Here is a 16278-nt window from a genome sequence, read left to right as displayed (position 1 = left end):
TCGATTAAGTTTTTGCGAGTTATTGCGTAAATTAATGACTTTTGGTCGAAAAAAGCGACTTCAAGCAAGATTAAGGTGGTTGTCCAGCTTAGCGCTTCGCTAAGTTCTGGTGGATAAATTGCAAGACAAACCTTCTCTACTCCCGCCTCTAATAACAATAAACACAGGTATCATTTGAGTTAATTGTAAAAACATACATAATATAATTAAAATAATAACAACAACTTAACGATGAGTTCCTTCCAAGAAACATTTAATCCGGATATTGAAAATCAGGAACAGCAATGGCTGAACGATCGACGAACCGCCTGCGGCCTCACTACCAATAGCGACAAAGACACCAAGGCGCTGGCTTTTTCCGGTGGCGGTATCCGCTCGGCAACATTCAACCTCGGAGTGTTGCAGGCACTGGCAAAAAATGACCAACTGAAGCAGTTTGATTACCTATCTTCTGTGTCTGGGGGCAGTTACATTGCTACCTCCTTTACCTGGTTTAAATCCCGTTTTCCCGATCAGTTCCCCTTTAGCACCCATCTTCATGATCAGCGTTCGAGCGCTATTCTTGGTTGGCTTAGAGCGCACAGCAGCTTTTTAACGCCCGGGTTTGGCGTCGATAAAAGTTCGCTGTTAACGGCCATCTTGACCGGGACCCTCATTAATATGTTGATCATGGTGCCCGTGCTCTTGCTGCTGCTCTTTCTATTAAGTTATGAATTTTCTACGGCTCTGTCCGCCATAGCCATCCATGCTCCCTTCAATGGCTTTTCCTTGTTACGCGGTGCTGGCTTAATAGCACTCATTGCCTGCTTTGGGTTGATGTTATTAACCGCCATCAGCACTGGCTTCGAGTCTGCACGGGCGAACCACCGCACAGAAACGCTCAGGTACTATTTAAGTAACCTCTTCCCAATCGGTTTAGCCTTACTGGCCTTTGGTTATATCCCTATTTTTCATAAGTTTTTTGAGCGCTTTGCCGAGTGGCTGGTACACACCAGCTTTAGTATTTCTTTACTCGGTATCTTTATTACCCGCTATGCGACGCGCAGACATGGTGACGCCGATAGTAAATATTCGCTGACCAGCATATTGATAGACATAGGCCTGCTGCTAACCTGCTTTGGTTTTGTGATGATAAGCTACCACTTCGCGGTTCAGTGGGAATTGCTTCCCACCATTTTTTATCCCTTACTGTTTTTATCCGTGTTCTTGGTGTTGGGCTGTAATATCAACGCTGTGTCTATGCATGGCTACTACAGAGACAGGTTAAGAGACGCCTTTATGCCCTGTCATTTATCCAAACACGATACGAATGACGAGCAGTGCGAGCAATCGCCCAGCTATGATCAGCAGCTATTGTTAGGCGAACTCAAAGCCACAGACGCGCCCTTCCCTATCATTAATTGCAACATCGAATTACTGGGCTCAACCAATGCCAAATATAAAAACCGTGGCGGCGATTGCTTCACCCTGACCCCTTTATTTTCGGGCTCCGACAGCACAGGATATAGGGCAACCAAGGATTACATGGGCGGTAAGTTAGATCTGGCCAGCGCCTGTGCTATTTCCGGCGCGGCGATTGCGACCAATACGCCCGTGACCCGCTCTAAGCAACTGAACTTTATCATGTCACTGCTGAATCTGCGTTTGGGCTGCTGGCTGAAAAACCCGCAGAAATCCACCAAACCGGCAAACTTTTTCAATAAACCCTGGTGGTACATGTATATGTTCAAGGATATGTTCGGCCAGGGTTTAAATGAACAACAGTCCTATATTCACCTCTCCGATGGCGGCCACTTTGAAAACCTGGCCTGCTACGAGTTAATCCGTCGCAAATGCAAGTTGATCGTGTGTTGCGATGCCGGTGCCGATCCCAACTACCAATACCAGGACTTGGCCAGACTCATTAAGCTGGCACGGGTTGATTTTGGTGCAAAGCTTGCCATCGATGTCAGTGCCATTAATCAAAAAGAGGCCACATCTAATATTGCCTGGACGGAGGGCAAAATTTCCTACGACGATGGCAGCTACGGCCGCTTTATCTATGTGAAGGCCAGCATGATCCAACATGTGAATGAAGAGCTGAAGAGTTATAAACGCATAAACCCTGATTTCCCACATCAGAGCACCAGTAATCAATTTTTTGATGAAATGCAGTTTGAAGCCTACCGAGAGTTGGGCTTCGAGCTTACTCATCAAATGCTTAAGTCGGTTGATTTAACAACCACGGCCACCAGCGGAGAGCAATAATGTCGAGTTTTTTATGTTCCAACTTTGAAATTGTCTGTAATCAACTGGGCTATCCAGAAGGTCCCGTCTATATGCAAGACGGAAGTGTGCTGCTGGTTGAAATTAAAAACCAGCAATTAACCCGGGTTTCACCCCAGGGCGATAAAACCGTCGTTGCTAAAATAGCCGGTGGTCCAAACGGGGCCGCTATTGGGCCCGATGGCCAGGTCTATGTTTGTAACAGTGGCGGTTTTGAATGGCTGCCGGTCCCCCTGCCTAAACAAACCTTATTTATTGGCACAGGAAAGTCACCCGAATATAAAGGTGGCAGCATAGACAAGGTCAACCTGGCTACGGCGAAAGTTGAGACCCTATACACCCGCTGTAATCGTGGCCGTCGTTTAGATATGGCTAAGATGCAGTGGCAGGAGCAGCCCCTTACACCCGAGTTTGCGCTGCGCGGGCCGGACGATCTGGTCTTCGATAGCAAAGGCGGCCTGTGGTTTACAGACTGGGGCAAAGACGATGGCCGTGCCCGGGATATTACGGGTATTTATTATGCCGCAGCCGACGGCAGCGCTATCAAACAAATGGTTTTTCCGCTCAATGCGCCAAACGGCATCGCCCTGTCGCCCGATGGCAAGCGTCTGTACACGGTGGAAACCTATACACGACGCCTGTTGTACTGGGAGCTGTCGGCACCCGGTGAAATTGCCCCAAACCCAAAATCGCTCGATGGCACTTATCTGCTAACAGGCTTTGAAGGCCAAGCTATTTATGACTCCATGGCGGTCGATGAGGCGGGTAATCTGTATCTCGCCACTATGCTACCACAAGGCAATAACCCCTGCAGTAATGGTGGTATTACCGTGGTGTCTCCCGAGGGAGAAGTGCTGGAATATATCGAGATCAATCTCGGTGAAGGTTTGTTTGCGCCGCTACCCTCGAATATCTGCTTTGGCGGCAAAGACAATAAAACCGCTTATATCACCTTGGGTGCCAGCGGCATGCTAGTAAAAGCACAAATGAAAAATGCCGGCTTAACATTGGCGTTTAATGGCTAGTTTGGGATTTACTCGGTGGAGGGGCTTTCCCCCTCTTCTACTTTACCTTGGTTAACACAATGACATTCATAAAAATAATAAAACGTACCCTGCTCTATGTGACGGGTGTAATCGCACTGGCTGGCCTTGGGATATTTGCCTTGGTGCATTATCCCGCCTCGCAAATCCCGGACTACGTGCCGACACAACAAACTCGCTATTTGGATCAGGGCTGGGGGCTCGAGGCACACTCGCCCGAGCGTCAAACCTACTATTACACGCCACAGGGCACCAGCTTAAAGGGCATGGAGTACGACTGGCTGGCGCATCTGGAAATGCCTTGGGGCGAGACGCGATTTGCCGACCCTGGACATTTAAAGGCCTACGGCTTTATCGTCGATGACACCCCAAGTCCTGAGAACCCCTATCAATACCCTTTGGGCTTTACCAAACACTTCGACCAAGCATCGGGCAGCGAACTGTTGGATTTAAGCTGTGCCACCTGTCATAACGGTCAGCTCAACTACAAAAAAGGCGGCAAACACTACGCCCTGCGCATTGATGGCGGCCAGGCCATGCATGCCTTTACCACCATGAAACTGGGTCACTTTGTGCCGACTCTGGTGGCGGCGATGACCAGTACTTATCTCAACCCGCTTAAATTTGATCGTTTTGCTACCCGGGTATTGGCCGAGCAATATAACGACCACAATAAGGCCGTCCTCAAGAAAAAATTCGCCAAGGTGTTAATGCGCTTTTTAACTCAGGGATTTAACGACACCAGCAAAGGCTTGTATCCAGTAACCGAGGGCTTTGGCCGCACCGATGCCCTGGCCCGCATCGGGAATACTGTTTTCGGCGATAACCTTTCGCCAGAGAATTATCATAAGGCCACCGGCCCGGTTAACTATCCGCCGCTTTGGAATATCTGGAAATTTAACTGGGTGCAATATGGCGCTTCGGTGAAACAACCCATGGCGCGCAATATGGGTGAGGCGCTGGGGGTCGGCGCGCATATCGCACTGACCGACAATGACGGCAACCCATTGCCTTTGGAGCAACGCTTTGAATCCTCTGTGCTGCCCGAGCAAATCTTCACCATAGAAACCACCTTGCAAAAGCTCACGCCGCCACAATGGCCAGAAGATATTTTTGGCCTGGTCGATAGAGTCAAAGCGGCCGAAGGACAACATCTGTTTCAGCGCCATTGCGCCGGCTGTCACGGTCCACACCCTGCCAGCGACTTGGTCAAAAACATCGAAACGCCGTTAAAAGGCAAAGACCAACCGCTTTGGATAATGAGCGAGTTGGCCGTTAATGAAGTAGGCACAGATCCCAATGCCGCCTACAACTTTCTAAACTACCGCTTTGATCTCAGTAAAACGGGCTTGAGTAACGGCGAAATTGCGCAAAAAGTCCGGGCGATGAATATCAGGCAGTTACAACGACTGGCTAAGGTGCTTCTTAACTCGCCTCGCCTTGAGCAATTCTTGCAGCAACCTCAGCCACAAGCCGAGGCATTAACCTTAACGACCAACTGGATAAGCGAGCATCCGCAGCAATATCAGGACATAGAGCAGCGCTTTAACAACTGGCAAAATAAATATGCCAAATTAGCAGATTTGGGTCAGCTCATTGACGAGCAAGGTGATGATGATGTTCAGCAAGACATCAAGACCGCCCTCATTCAGCAACAACTGCGCTCTTTGGACGATGCATTGGCCAAGCTCAATGTGGACACGCTCACCCTGGGTGAAGCACTCAACATTACCGGCATGTATTTAAGAGAGAAATACTATCAAGACAACAACTTCTCGCCAGAAAAGCGTGCCTGTATGGACGGTTTTGGCGCCTTGGATTTGCCGCAACAAAAAATGATCTACAAGGCCAGACCCTTAGAAGGCATTTGGGCTACACCGCCGTTTTTACATAATGGTTCGGTGCCTAATATCTACCAACTGCTCTCGCCAGTTTCCGAACGTGACAGCCAGTTTTGGGTTGGCCAAAGGGAATACGACCCTGTGCATCTGGGCTATGTAACCGAAAAAGAAGCAGGCCATGCCTTCTTGTTTGATACCCAAAAAGACGGCAATAAAAATATCGGTCATGAATTCAGAGACGGCTATGTTCCCTACAAGCCGGGTAATCCGCCCCAATTCGGCGTGATCGGCCCAGCACTAGCGCCCACAGAGCGACTAGCCATCATCGAGTATTTAAAAATACATAAAGACTCACCTGAGCCCGAGCACACGAACGCCTCGGGACTAACCCCATCAACTCAGTGCACAGGCCTATAAGGGAACACCATGAAAAAACGAATACTCTTTTGCCTAACCGGCTTCCTAGCTTTGATCGTGGTGTTATTTGTGATCAACCAGGATAAAAAGCAAAGCAGTCTAGGCATTGTTATCCCAGCCGATGAACAAACCCATATCGCCGACATTATTTCCTCTGCTGTACAAATGGTGAACCACAGCCAGGCGGCCACAGCGCCGGCCCCTTATCGCAGAGATGTGCATGCCAAAGCGCACGGTTGCGTTAAGGCGACCTTTAGCGTACCGGAACTCAACGATACACGATTAAAACACGGGGTGTTTGCTGAGCCGGGCCAATATCAGGCCTGGATCCGCTTTTCCAGTGGCGATACCCGGCCGCAGGCGGACGATGTCAAAGATGCAAGGGGCATGGCAATCAAACTCATGGGGGTTGACGGTAAAAAGCTGTTGCCGCTAGAGCAAGATGCGCAAACTCAGGATTTTGTGATGATCAACAGTGATGTGTTTTTCATTAAGAACGTCGCCGAGTACGCCAAATTTATGCAATACCAGGCACAAGGCAGTAAGTTTGGTTACTTTTTCAATGCCTTTAACTGGAATATTTTTAAGTGGCACCTGAGAATCGCTCTACCTCGGCGCGAAAACCCTCAAGACCGCGCCGGACAGTCTGTTAACCGAGCAATATCACAGTCTATCCGCCTATCGACTGGGCCAAGAACAGTTTATGAAATACAGTGCTAAGGCCTGTGCGAGCAACACGGCCAGCGCCGTAAACCGCGATAAACCCAACTTCCTACGCCAGGAGCTGAGCAAAAACTTAAGCCAAACCAGCGCCTGTTTTGACTTTATGGTGCAACTACAAAATACGGATAAATACATGCCGGTGGAAGACACCACCGTAAAATGGCGAAGCGAGGACTCGCCTTTTATCAAGGTCGCGCGGATTGAAATACCCGAACAGCACTTTGATACTCAGGAGCAAAACCAGTTTTGTGAAAACCTCTCATTTACGCCTTGGCACGCGGTTGAGGCGCTGGAGCCCGTGGGCGGAATTAACCGATTACGCAAGGCGGTATACAACGGCATCTCCCGTTACCGCCATGATAAAAATGGCCAGCCCATGGTTGAACCAAGAGGCTGGTGCTTAAAGCTCGACGGCAGTGAGTGCGAAGTGACTCAGGACTAGCTAATTGCGGGTCCTGCTTCATGGCACTGATGGGTGATTACTTTATTGCGCCCTGTATCTTTGGCACGATACAAGGCGTTATCGGCTGCATTGATCAAGTCCATCAGACAAGGTGTCTCGGCTGTTTTTTCTGCGACACCAATACTGACGGTAAAGGACAGCGGCTCACCTTTTGGAATCTCGATTTGGGTAGCACTGATGGTGCGACGCAGGTTTTCAGCCACCGCCATTGCACTGTCAATATCGGTTTCCGGCAGAATCACGACAAATTCTTCACCGCCATAGCGCGCCAGTGAGTCACTGGCTCTTAGGTTCGTTTTCAGACTGGCAGCCACCCTTTTCAACGCCTCATCGCCAACTAGGTGGCCATAAACATCATTAATCTTTTTAAAGTAATCGATATCCAGCAACAGCAATGACAAGGGGTGCTCATAGCGCTTGGCGTTTTCGAATAGCTCCTCGCCTACCATCATTAACATGCGACGATTGTTAATCCCCGTCAGCGCATCGGTGGCAGCAAGAGCCTTTAGCTCTTTTTGGTAAAGATCGATGTTATGACTGAGCAGGGCCATGATGAAATAGGTTTCAATCATGGTCACGTAAATCACCGAATAAAATAACAGGTTCTCAGATTCGCTATCGAGCAAGATAATAGGGGAAATGCTTCCCGCCTCTGCACATAAATAGAAGAGAATACCGCCGGCCAAACTGAAGACAAATTTTTCCATTCGGTCGTTTTCGTTGAACAGCAGAAAAACCCCTGGCGTGATAATGAGATAATAAAAATGAAAGCCAGCGCCGACACCAAAGGTATAAACACTGAATAGATAGACGTGCACCATCAGCACGGTAAAAAACCACACCTTGGCCCCACGATAGTAGCGTTTATGGGAGAACAGCAAACCCAATCCATAACAGGCAACAAACACCAAATTCATGGCCGCGACGGTGGTCTGGTTTAAAGAAAGAAGAAAGTACAGTGCGTAAAATAAAGCAACAACACAGGTTACCACAGTAACTAGGTTTGTGGTTTGCACCTTTGTTGCTTCAACGTGTTCAAGGCTATCCGTGCCTATGTTTATAAAACCCAAGTGAACAAGTGTTTTTATCATAGGTAGTTATTTTTAACGGTGGCGCTGTGGCCACACTCTATTGTTGTTTGCTAATTCTGCCATAGGCTTTAATGATTTGTTACTTAATAGTTGAAAAAGTTTAACGCCTTTTTACGATGCTTAGCAGCCAAACTCAGTTACCAGTAGCACCATCTCTGGTGCTCGGCATAACGCCTATGGCGGACACCTTAGCGGGTCACTTTAGTTGGTCATTTCTAACGTATAAGTACAATCATGGTATTTGCGCTGTACGCCGGCCTTAATAATAGTGCTAAGCCCCGAATTCAGCCAATAATTGCACCACTGGTGGTTAAACGGTGAGCAGAGACCCACTGCCTGTTGGTGGTTCTTTATCGTCGCCAAACAAACAGAAGTCTTTACCCTGAGTTAGACGTGGATATACGGCTATACACAACAGGATAAATTGAACGGCGGCAAGTTGTTTAGGCGCTTACGCCAAGGTCATCGACGATATCGAAAAGGTCGTTGTACGAAGCGAGTCATTATCCCGAATCGGGTGGACATTGAGCACCATACAGCGGTTGTTGACTTGTAAAAGCGATTTGGTGACTATCTCTTTAGTGCCTGTCTTATTAATAATTACTTTAATACCCGGCCTATTAATAAAGACGATACTCGAGCGTAACAATACAATCTAGGTGCACAAAAAGTGCTAAACCATCCCAGATTTATGCTGCCATAACGTGAATCTGCTTTTTCCCACATAGCACCAGTCATACTTGGCTTTACACAAGATTTTTTAAAAATCACTCAGGCTTATTTCATTATTCGTCAGTATTTTTTAATTTCAGTTAAGCTTTTCTCAAATTGGCTCCCTATAGTGGTCTTGAAGAACAAAGGCTGTAACGTTGCATACAACGTCGACTCTCGAACAAAAATTACAATAAGCGCAAGCTTCGGGGAGAACACCATGTCACACGCGTCTGCATTTAAACGCACCCAACACTACCAAAAACCAAACAAGATAATGCGCGCATTATCTCAAACAATGATTTCATCGTTGTTCATCGCTCCTCTGTGCATCAACGCGGCTGAGCAAACACAGGAAAAAGACGCTGATCTTGAAGTGATCACCGTCACGTCACAAAAACGGGTGCAAAACATCTTAAAGGTGCCAATTACGGTCGGCACAGTGTCCGCAGACACCATTGAAGAAACCAGCTCACTGCTATTGAGTGATATCGACAAATTCATTCCCGGTTTCAATTTCAGTGATGACAGCATGACCCAATCGGGCGTGAGTATGCGCGGTATTTCAAGCCCGAATATCAGCGTGGGTGGCGACCCTTCATCCGCCACCTTTTATGATGATGTGTACATGCCACGTGCAGCCCAAAACGTGATGTTCTCGGATATGGCGCGAATTGAAGTATTAAAAGGCCCGCAAGGTACACTGTTTGGCCGAAACGCAGCGATGGGTGTTGTGAACATGGTGCCCAACGCACCCAGTGACGACTTTGAAGGCTTTGTGAAAGCAACGCTTGGCACTGATAACCTGCAACGCTATGAAGGCATGATCAACCTGCCACTGGCTGACACTGTGTATATTCGTGCCAACGTCTTGTCAAACAACCAAGATGGCTTCGTTGATAACGTGAATGACGCACAGTGGAACGCCGATTACAAAAAGTGGGAAATGGGCGAACGTGCTCACAATGCTGCTCGCATCGCCCTGTTGTGGGATATCAGTAGGCAAACTAACTTCCAAATCTCCTATGATTGGGATGATTTAGAGCAAGCACCTGCCATGAATATCGGTATCAGTGACTACGCCTACAAAGGCGGCGCTGATTACATGGGCTCAAAAGCGGACAACGATGTAAGAAATGGCGTTGAAGCACGTGATATGTACGGTGTAACCGCAAAATTGAACCACACCTTCAACGACGAATGGTCGATGAAATACGTTGCAAGCTACCGCGACTGGGAAACCGAGAATCGCCAAGATGAAGACGGCACCGGTGACATCCGCCATTACTTTGATACCTCAAACAATGAAGACTCAAACATCTTCTACACTGAGCTGCAACTCAACTACGTAAGCGACAAAATCAACGCGGTAGCAGGCTTTTCTTACTCTAAAGAAGACGTAAGCCAAACGACCGAGTTGAACATGACCACAGATACCTATGCAACCTTGGTTACGGGTGATTTGAACAAACAAATCGCTGCGCTCACAGGTGGCATGGTGCCGGGTATGGAACACATGTGGAATGCCGATGAATGGGCAAACACCCTCAACATGCTAGGTTTAGGTGATGCTATTATGGCCGCCATTGGCATGGCCGGCGTGCCGCTCAGCGCGGATATCGTCAATGCAACAGGCAACCTGACTTACGATATTGTCTCAACGCAACTGCCTGCGCTGGCCAATCCGGGTGTTCCACCTGAGTTTTTACCCGCATACGTGCCGGAACTGTTCGGCCCTGAATATCAAGGTCAGTTCTACCAAGAAACCGTAAACAACACTGGGGACTTCACTAACTGGGGTGTATTTGCCGATATCGATTACGCCATTAACGACAAGTGGAACATCATCGCCGGTTTGCGTTATTCCAAAGACAGCAAAGATTTCACTTGGTTTACGCCAATTAATAACTTCTCTGGCGTGCCGATTAACAGCGTGGTGGCGATGCAAGGCGGTGCGCAATTACCGTTAAACAACTTGCTATTTGATGCTGTGAATTACGCCGCTTCAGATTCTTGGAATAAACTCACTGGTCGCCTAGTTTCGAGCTACCAACTTACCGACGACGACATGGTCTTTGCATCCTATTCAACGGGTTATAAATCAGGTGGTTACGACTCATTAGGTGCAACCAGCGCAGGTGTACCTGTGGCCTTTGATCCAGAAGATACCACTAACTTTGAAGTGGGTTACAAAGGCATTTGGGCTGATAAAGTGGTCGCTAACATTAGCGCTTACTACTTAGAGTTAGAAAATCTACAAAACAGTATCTCGTCCAAGCGCCCTGGCGACACAACGGCAATTCCATTGATCATCAGTGTTGATAAAGACATCGCCGGGATCGAGTTTGACCTCCGTTGGATGGCCACTAAGAGCCTAACGCTGGGGGTTGTTTCCGAAGTACGCTCTACCGATACCAAAACCCCGATGTTCTATAACAGCCAAGGTGACTTGATTGAAGCGCAAACCCGCTCGGACGACGCAGCGTTGAACTACACCTTAACTCTGGATTGGATGCCAGATTTTGGTATCGGGGCCACGAATTTGCACCTTGATTACGCCTTTGTTGAAAATAACAACGACAATCAAGCTGGTTTGGAAGATTTTCGAGCTGGAATTGCTGAGTATTATAAAGACGTTAAAGACTTAAACGCACGCTTATCATGGGCCAATAACGCAGACAGCTTAGAGATTGGTGTATGGGGTAAAAACCTGCTCGATGAACGTCGCGTAGTTGGTTTTACCACTCTCACCGCTGATGTCTTAGGCACGCCAGGTGTGCGTATTAATCGCGGTCTGGAGATGGGTATCGACGTAAAATACTCGTTTTAACAAACCGAATCAAAACAGCTCAGGTCAAGACTGCCCAGCTTGGCTTGAGCGTTTTTTTATGCTTTGATGGGGGTGTGTTTTGCAGTCCGACCCTAATGTCATTAATTTCATGGCCCAATTTTTTTCTCACTTCGCATTAGCGCAAATTTCCTTATGCGCACTGTTGTTGTTTCCACTTAGAAAACAAAATCCGTCAATCAATTTATTTGTTATCTTGATGCTTTGTGCGAGTGGGTACTTACTTAGTTCTTTGTTTTCGCCCGCTCCCTATTCTCTTTTGGGATGGTTAACACAAATCTTACTCAATGCCTTACCGGGCGTATTTTGGTTAGTAAGCCTCAGTGTGTTCGGCGATCACACTAGACTGCGGCGCTGGCAATACGTGGTCGCGTCACTGACGATGGCGGTCCCCCTTGTAAGCTCGCTAATCGAAGTTATTTTCTCACTGAATATCAAAGATTACGTGGCTATTCACGGCTTATTGAAATACGGCATGCTGGCATTGGAGCTGGTGCTTATTTCTCACGCTTTAGTCATTTCAATTACATACTGGCGCGATGATTTAGTGCAAGAACGCCGTTACATTCGCGGAGGTGTGATTGCGGTCTCAGCCTTATACATCATCGCGGTCATCGCCTTAGAGCAGGTGCTGGATGTACAATGGGACGGCCTAAACATCCTTATCAGTGTGTCTTTTGCGGCGCTTATTACAGCGATTAACGTATTGTTATTCCAGTTAAAAGAGTCCAGCTTATTCGAAACCGTGAAAACACACGAAGCAGTAGAAGAAGAACGCGCAGCACACCCGAAAAAGTCACAAGACTTGGCAAAAGTAGTGCAATCAATGGAGCAAGATAAGCTCTACAGACAAGACGGCATCACCATATCAGAGCTAGCAAAGCACTTGGCCATCCATGAATACAAGTTACGTAACCTTATCAATCAAGAGTTGGGTTACCGCAACTTCAATGACTTCTTAAATCACTACCGCATTAAAGAAGTGACCGAGAGCCTGTCGAGCACTGAATTTGATCATCTACCTGTGCTTACGCTGGCGCTGGAAAGTGGCTTTAGAAGCCTAAGCTCCTTTAACAAAGCCTTTAAGAACACCCACGGCATCACGCCTACGGCGTTTCGTAAGCAAGCGAGTTAGTTGCCCTCACAAAGCGAGAATAAGAGATGAGGCCGCGCACAGAAAGTACGCGGCATTTTCGTTTATAGCGTCGCTGTTTGCTTCATCGCTAACTTCTCTTCAATCGCACTGAGTCTCGCTTTCGCGGATTTACTTTGCGGATTGATGCGTAAGATGCGCTGATAATAGCTTTTCGCTTCTTTAAACTGCTCCAACACTTCATATGCCTCGGCTAAGCTGCTCAAGTAATAGGTTTGCTCATCATTTTGTGAAATCGCAAACTTGAACACCGCAATTGCGTCATTTACGCGATTTTGTTCAAGCAATTTATTGCCCCACTCGACCAATATTTCCAAGTCAATCATCACACCAGTATCAGCCTGCGCTTGTGCAAACGTGGACGCGAAATCATCGAAACCTTGTTTCTCAGTAAGCGCTAACAGGTAAGCCCCGGGCTCAAATGCGAGGCGTTTGCTGGGGTCATTGAAGTCTGGAATATAAAACGCGGCGATATCATCAACAAACTCAATAGGTAGTGAACCAATTAAGTTCGTTAATACAATAATAGAAACGTCATCATCAGGGTAAGTGATCAGAGTCACAGCATTGCCACCACTGGCACTGACAGCGTGATGATACTTGCGCTGAATGACTTGAAAACCTAAGGCATAACCATTTTCAAGATTACTGAACCCTTCGGTGCGACCGTTATTTAACCTTACCGGCTTCCACAGCGTGTCGAGATCCTTAACAAGCTCACCTTGCTCCAAAGCAACAATGTATTTCGCCAGCTCTGATGCGGTTGTACTCATGCCTGCTGCGGTTCTCAGCATATACGGAAACTCACCGTAAAAGTTCTGGTATTCTCCATCCCCCAGATACAGATACTGTCTCGCTTGATGAGGCACCATGCGCTCTAAATAATCAAAGCCTGCTTCAGCTGTTTGTACCATACCGGTTGGTTCAAGCTGTTGCTGGGTTATAAATGTAGGAAAACCTTCTGGTACGTACTTATCAATTAACTTACCTAAAATAACGTATCCCGTCTGGTTATACGAAAAACGAGAATTAGGCGTGAAGATAAAATCTCGTTTCTGGACTTCTTGCCACGATGCTTGTGCATCTCGTGTGACAATGGTGTCGACGTTTGAGTAAGAAGACAAAATACGCGGCAAACCAGTTGTATGACCCATTAGTTGCGTAATTTTAAGTGATTGCCAATGCTTGGGAAGCTCTGGTAAATGCTTGCCTATTTCGTCGTTAACATTCAGATGCCCTTGCTCAGCGAGTTGCATAATAGCCACACCAGTAAAGGCTTTGGTCATCGAATTAATTGGGAAGAGCGTTTTATCATGCACCGGCACATGATGTTGTAAGTCGGCAAAACCGTAATTGCCTTGCTTGACCACTTTACCGTCTTGAACAACAGCTAACTGCAAGCCAGGAATATGCTTTTGCGCCATTATATCCTGCACAAGTGTATCGACAGAGTCCTCTTTTGCCCACAAAGATGACGTTGCCAGCAGTGAGATAGAGGCACACAAAGAGACCAGCAAACGCTTTTTATTATTCTTGTTCATTTAAATCCGTTACGTATCCATGTTGATTCGAGCGAAATTTTAAAGCAAATAACACCTCAATAAAAAAGTACTTTGTTTCAAAATGTTATAAACAAGAACCGCACCTTTCTCGGCAAACAACACGGCCACATGCCGGCCAAATTCCACGCCCCCCTTTACCAAAAAGTACACATGTACTATTATTTAGCAAAATTAGTACACTTGTACTATTTAAAAAAGGATCACATTAATGAAATTTAGCTTCTTCAATGAGTCTTCTGGTCACAAACTGGGATTGACCTCAGTTACACGGGGGCTCACGTCTGTTTTAAGTAAACTCGCACCGCGTCTAAGTGCATCCGTTGGCAATCGAATACTGCTGCAGCCAAGAGGTAAACGAGAATACGACTTCAAAGATTTTCCCTCACACCGAGAAATGAATATCATGACCTCTATTGGAGTGGCCCACGTTAATCTCTTTGGTAGTGGTGATAAGTTGGTTGTCATCAGCCACGGCTGGGCAGACAACAGCTATTCCTTCCAACGTATGATTAGGTCCCTAATCGAGCAAGGTTACCTCGTCGCGGCGCTTGACCATATCGGGCACGGCAAGTCGTCAGGAAATAAATCGCATCTACTGAGTTTCATTGAAACCATGGAGTTACTACTTGGTAAATTTGCAGAAGAAAGGCTGCATGTTGAGGCCATTATTGGCCATTCAATGGGCGCGTATGCAACATTAAATTTGCCGCATCAGCTACTCGAAGATAAGAAGATTATTTTTGATCTCCTCTCCCGTACAGTTCTTTCAATCAATGTTCAATAAGATTGAGCAATTCGGTATTTCACGCAATTTAACCAAAAGCGTGCTCGATTCAGTCGCTCGCCAATATGGTAAGGATTGGCAGCAATTGAGCCTTGAGAACAGCACCGACAAACTCACTTTGGACATCACCTTTATCCATGACAAAAATGATAGACACGCGCCTTTTGCGGATATAGAACAATACCTAAAACACGCAAATACGCCGCTGATCGAAACCGAGGGGCTTGGACATAGTCGTATATTGGGAGATACTAACGTTATCCGTAATATTGCACAGGTTTTGTCGACTTAATGAATAAAGGTGAACGCACCCGCCAAGAGATTCTAAAGCAGAGTATCAAGCATACCAGTCGCTTTGGGCTTGCTGATGTCACTATTGGCACGGTCTCCAAGCTCTGTAATTTGTCTCGCACCGGCGTGATTTCACACTTTAAGAATAAAGAAGATATGCAAATTGCGATTCTTACCTATGGCGAAGCGCTTTTTATCGAGCGAGTCGTTCGTCCTTCTTGGCGAGAAGACCCGTTAGACCACTTAGCGACCTTACTTGATAATTGGGTTAATTGGACGATTGAAATGTTCAATGAATATCAATTTAGTTGCCCATTTTTAAAGGCGGTTGCGGAGTTCCAAAATAGGCCTGATTCGCAGGTCCGAGACTTTACAATCGAACAGCAAAACAGGCTCATCAATTACCTCAACCACCGAGTAACTCGTTGTATTGAACAAGGCCGTTTTGTCACCGATATAGACAGTGAAACGATTGCCTATGAATTGTACAGCCTGTACTTGGGTCATGCGCTCACCAAACACACCGTATCATCATCAACCACCGCTGACGACATGTTTAAAAATTGTGTTGAGCGTTTATTGCTGCGTTATCAGGGCTAATTTTCTTAGTGCTAAGGCACCGTTTGTCTCTACCTTATTTAACGTATTTTTGGGCTATCGTTTTCAGATAAAAATGAATACTCTAGACTGTATGAACAACACGACAAAAATCAGTGTTGGGCGTATCAACTAATTGAAGAAGCAATGCATGGAAGAATCAGATTTAATGGCCCAGCTTGGGCAACGAAAACAGCAACAAAGTGACCTAGTTAAAACCGTGCATGAACATTATGGTGATTACGTGTTTGACTCAGTGGGTTCAGTGCCTACCAGTGAAAGTGTCTATTTCCCGATAAAAAGTGGTGTGCTAGAGGGCTATTGGCTCGATATCGATGTAGGCGATTACCCAAACCTTGTGGGCAAGATGCTTTCAACCATCGATGATTTATACTTTTTTGTTTTCACCCCGCAACAAATGCAGGACTTGGTGTTTAACGCAGAGGATGACGAAGAAGAGGAATAATGTCGAAAGCAGTTTAAATCAGC

The 16278-nt window shown here is 46.7% G+C and carries 13 protein-coding genes and 1 pseudogene; 12 read left to right on the top strand and 2 right to left on the bottom strand.

Annotation, left to right across the window (positions count from 1 at the left end; translation table 11 throughout):
* Positions 1–231 precede the first annotated feature (231 nt).
* Genes ACH19P_RS18755 through ACH19P_RS18735 form a run of 5 tightly spaced genes read left to right on the top strand, consistent with a single transcriptional unit; the run spans position 232 to position 6731 of the window.
* Positions 232–2247 (top strand): patatin-like phospholipase family protein, encoded by a 2016-nt coding sequence (locus tag ACH19P_RS18755; protein WP_462160164.1) that lies wholly within the window; start codon positions 232–234, stop codon positions 2245–2247.
* The gene (locus ACH19P_RS18750; RefSeq protein ID WP_462160163.1) at positions 2247–3290 is read left to right on the top strand and encodes an SMP-30/gluconolactonase/LRE family protein; all 1044 of its coding nucleotides are present in this window, start codon (positions 2247–2249) and stop codon (positions 3288–3290) included. The genes ACH19P_RS18755 and ACH19P_RS18750 overlap by 1 nt, the downstream gene beginning before the upstream one ends.
* 59 nt (positions 3291–3349) lie before the next feature.
* On the top strand, positions 3350–5566 hold the full coding sequence (locus tag ACH19P_RS18745; protein WP_462160161.1) for a di-heme-cytochrome C peroxidase: 2217 nt from the start codon (positions 3350–3352) through the stop codon (positions 5564–5566).
* Positions 5567–5575: 9 nt separating this feature from the next.
* On the top strand, positions 5576–6286 hold the full coding sequence (locus ACH19P_RS18740) for a catalase (RefSeq protein ID WP_462160160.1): 711 nt from the start codon (positions 5576–5578) through the stop codon (positions 6284–6286).
* Positions 6270–6731, top strand: coding sequence for a catalase family protein (locus ACH19P_RS18735; protein ID WP_462160159.1), 462 nt, complete (start codon positions 6270–6272; stop codon positions 6729–6731). Before ACH19P_RS18740 ends, ACH19P_RS18735 begins: the two co-directional genes overlap by 17 nt.
* Here the strand turns inward: ACH19P_RS18735 and ACH19P_RS18730 are convergent.
* Positions 6728–7843 carry a GGDEF domain-containing protein gene (locus ACH19P_RS18730; protein WP_462160158.1) on the bottom strand — a complete coding sequence of 372 codons (1116 nt, stop codon included), beginning with the start codon at positions 7841–7843 and terminating at the stop codon, positions 6728–6730. The two genes, ACH19P_RS18735 and ACH19P_RS18730, sit on opposite strands and share 4 nt — an antisense overlap.
* 394 nt (positions 7844–8237) lie before the next feature.
* On the opposite strand from ACH19P_RS18730, the pseudogene ACH19P_RS18725 reads away from it, so the two are divergent.
* The 3 genes and pseudogenes from ACH19P_RS18725 to ACH19P_RS18715 all read left to right on the top strand — a co-directional run.
* Positions 8238–8396, top strand: a pseudogene (locus ACH19P_RS18725) (IS30 family transposase); the annotation flags it as partial.
* A 378-nt stretch (positions 8397–8774) separates the two neighbouring features.
* Complete coding sequence (locus tag ACH19P_RS18720) at positions 8775–11384, top strand: TonB-dependent receptor (RefSeq protein ID WP_462160156.1); 2610 nt, start codon at positions 8775–8777, stop codon at positions 11382–11384.
* 109 nt (positions 11385–11493) lie between these two features.
* A complete protein-coding gene (locus tag ACH19P_RS18715) occupies positions 11494–12537 on the top strand; it encodes an AraC family transcriptional regulator (protein WP_462160154.1) in 1044 nt (347 codons plus the stop codon).
* A 62-nt stretch (positions 12538–12599) separates the two neighbouring features.
* Here the strand turns inward: ACH19P_RS18715 and ACH19P_RS18710 are convergent, their stop codons facing one another.
* On the bottom strand, positions 12600–14096 hold the full coding sequence (locus ACH19P_RS18710; protein ID WP_462160152.1) for a serine hydrolase: 1497 nt from the start codon (positions 14094–14096) through the stop codon (positions 12600–12602).
* Positions 14097–14325: 229 nt separating this feature from the next.
* Here ACH19P_RS18710 and ACH19P_RS18705 point away from each other — a divergent pair, with 229 nt between their 5' ends.
* The 4 genes from ACH19P_RS18705 to ACH19P_RS18690 all read left to right on the top strand — a co-directional run bounded on the left by ACH19P_RS18705 (position 14326) and on the right by ACH19P_RS18690 (position 16255).
* A complete protein-coding gene (locus ACH19P_RS18705) occupies positions 14326–14901 on the top strand; it encodes an alpha/beta hydrolase (RefSeq protein ID WP_462160150.1) in 576 nt (191 codons plus the stop codon).
* Positions 14891–15193 (top strand): hypothetical protein, encoded by a 303-nt coding sequence (locus ACH19P_RS18700; protein WP_462160148.1) that lies wholly within the window; start codon positions 14891–14893, stop codon positions 15191–15193. Before ACH19P_RS18705 ends, ACH19P_RS18700 begins: the two co-directional genes overlap by 11 nt.
* Entirely contained in the window at positions 15193–15792 is a 600-nt protein-coding gene (locus ACH19P_RS18695; protein WP_462160146.1) for a TetR/AcrR family transcriptional regulator, read from the top strand. Before ACH19P_RS18700 ends, ACH19P_RS18695 begins: the two co-directional genes overlap by 1 nt.
* Before the next feature lie 148 nt (positions 15793–15940).
* The gene (locus tag ACH19P_RS18690; protein ID WP_462160145.1) at positions 15941–16255 is read left to right on the top strand and encodes a hypothetical protein; all 315 of its coding nucleotides are present in this window, start codon (positions 15941–15943) and stop codon (positions 16253–16255) included.
* The last annotated feature ends 23 nt before the right edge of the window (positions 16256–16278 follow it).

The organism is Pseudoalteromonas sp. GB56 (assembly GCF_054923835.1).
Note: the sequence above shows the minus strand (reverse complement) of the source record. Positions and strands in the feature narration are given on the sequence as shown.